The following is a 2,360-nucleotide window of genomic DNA, read 5'->3' as shown; positions in this document are numbered from 1 at the left end:
GTAGATCGACGTACCGCCGACCGTGCTCTGCAGGATCCAGCGGAGCACGAAGCTGCCCAGGATCCAGATCGACAGCGCCAGGAACGAGCCCGGCAGGTCCGAGACCCACGGCGTCCGGATCGGGACCGACAGGTGGTACAGCGTGTTCAGGAAGCCCGCGGACAGGATCGTGACCACCGGCCAGTACAGCTGGTTCAGGAAGTCGAGCCGGTGCGGGAGCAGGGAGTTCACCGCGTCCGGTCCGGCCAGCACCAGCGGCAGCACGATCACGCCGATCACCAGCGCGGCGCAGTACAGGCTGAACGACAGCGCGCGGGTCTTGACGATGCCGCGCTTGCCGCCCATCCCGTACATGATCGTGATGGTGTCCACGAACACGTTCAGCGCCCGGCTGCCGGACCACAGCGCCAGCACGAAACCGATCGAGATCACGTCCGGCCGGCCGCCGTTCAGCACTTGGTCCAGCGTCGGGGAGATGACGTTCCGGATCGAGTCGTCGGTCAGCGCCCGGGCGGCCAGGTCGACGATCTGCTGCTTGACGTCGTTGATCGTCTCGACCTGGAACCACTTGCTCGCGATGTAACCGAGCGAGCCGGCCAGTCCGAAGATCAGCGGCGGCAGCGAGAGGATCGCGTAGAACGCCCCCTCGGCCGCGAGACCCGTGACCCGGTAACGCAGACAGACCCCTACCGTCTGCGTGAGCAGCTTCCAGGTCGTCGCGGGGACCTTGCGAACCCATGCCAATGAGAGGGAGCTCCCACCAGTGGGTCCTGCCCCAGAACGTGCCATACCGCTTACCGTACTGACATGGCGGACCCATTCGCGGTAACGAATCAGGCTCCCCCACTGCGGGGCGTGAACTTCTTCACCCGGGACGCGCCGCTCGGTGACGCTCTGCGTCCGTACGCCGGGCTCACCGGGGACCTCACCGCGGACGCCGGCCTGCGCCGGATCGGCGAGCTGGCCGGCTCCGACGAGGCCCGCGCGCACGCGCTCCCGGCGAACCAGAATCCGCCCGTACTGCGCACCCACGACCGGTACGGCAACCGGATCGACGAGGTCGAGTTCCACCCGTCGTGGCACTGGCTGATGGAGCAGGCCGTCGGGTTCGGGCTGCAGGCGGCGCCGTGGACCAGCGACCGCCCCGCGCCGCACCTGACCCGGGCAGCCGGGTTCTACCTGTGGTCGCAGGTGGAGCCGGGCCACGGGTGCCCGATCTCGATGTCGTACGCCGCGGTGCCGGCACTGCGCGCGGATGAGCAGCTCGCGGCGGAGTGGGTACCACGGCTGGCGTCGACGGAGTACGACGTACGTCGGTTGCCGGCCGCGGCGAAGGGCGGCGTACTGGCCGGGATGGGGATGACCGAGAAGCAGGGCGGGTCCGACGTACGGGCGAACCTGACGACGGCGACGCCCGCCGGGGACGTGTACCAGCTGGACGGGCACAAGTGGTTCTGCTCCGCGCCGCAGGTGGACGTGTTCCTGGTACTGGCGCAGGCGCCGGACGGGCTGAGCTGTTTCGTCGTACCGCGGGTGCTTGCCGACGGCAATCGGAACCCGTTCGCCCTGCAGCGGCTGAAGGACAAGCTCGGGAACCGGTCGAACGCGTCGTCGGAGGTCGAGTTCCACGGCACGATCGGGTACCGGCTCGGCGAGGAAGGTGCGGGCGTCCGGACCATCATCGAGATGGTCGCCGCCACCCGGCTGGACTGCGTGCTCGGGTCGGCGGCGCTGCAGCGGCGGGCGCTCGTCGAGGCGATCTGGCACACGCGGCACCGGAGCGCCTTCGGTGGGCTGCTGGCGGACAAGCCGGCGATGCAGAACGTGCTGGCCGACCTGGCGATCGAGAGCGAGGCCGCGACCGCGCTGGGCATGCGTCTCGCGGCAGCCGTCGACAACGGCACTCCGCAGGAGGCAGCCTTCAGGCGGATCGCGTTGCCGTTGGCGAAGTTCTGGGTGTGCAAGCGGACGCCGTTCATGGTTGCCGAGGCGTTGGAGTGCCTCGGCGGGAACGGGTACGTCGAGGAGTCCGGGCTGCCGTTGCTCTACCGGGAGTCGCCGCTGAACTCGATCTGGGAAGGGTCGGGCAACGTGAACGCGCTCGACGTACTGCGGGCACTCCGCAGGCCCGAGTCGCTCGACGCGTGGCTGTCGGAGCTCGCCGCGGTCCAGGGTGCGGATCAGCGGCTGGATGCCGCGGTGAACGACGTACTGCAAGCGCTTGCTGACGCTTCGAACGCCGAGGCCGGCGCACGACGGCTGGCTGCGCTGATGGCCCTGTGCCTGCAGGCATCGCTGCTGATCCGGCACTCGACTCCGGAGGTCGCGGACGCGTTCGTGGCGTCGCGATTGGCCGGCGA

At 69.4% G+C, this 2,360-nt stretch carries 2 protein-coding genes; one reads left to right on the top strand and one right to left on the bottom strand.

Annotation, left to right across the window (positions count from 1 at the left end):
- On the bottom strand, nt 1–744 hold a 744-nt coding region (locus tag VFF46_RS32120; protein WP_325040994.1), incomplete at its 3' end, for a YihY/virulence factor BrkB family protein.
- A gap of 63 nt (nt 745–807) precedes the next feature.
- On the opposite strand from VFF46_RS32120, the gene VFF46_RS32115 reads away from it, so the two are divergent.
- Nucleotides 808–2,360: acyl-CoA dehydrogenase family protein (locus VFF46_RS32115; RefSeq protein ID WP_325040993.1), on the top strand; the 1,553-nt coding region annotated here is incomplete at its 3' end.

Source organism: Kribbella sp. (genome assembly GCF_035655035.1).
GTDB lineage: Bacteria > Actinomycetota > Actinomycetes > Propionibacteriales > Kribbellaceae > Kribbella.
This window is presented reverse-complemented; position numbering and strand designations above follow the sequence as displayed.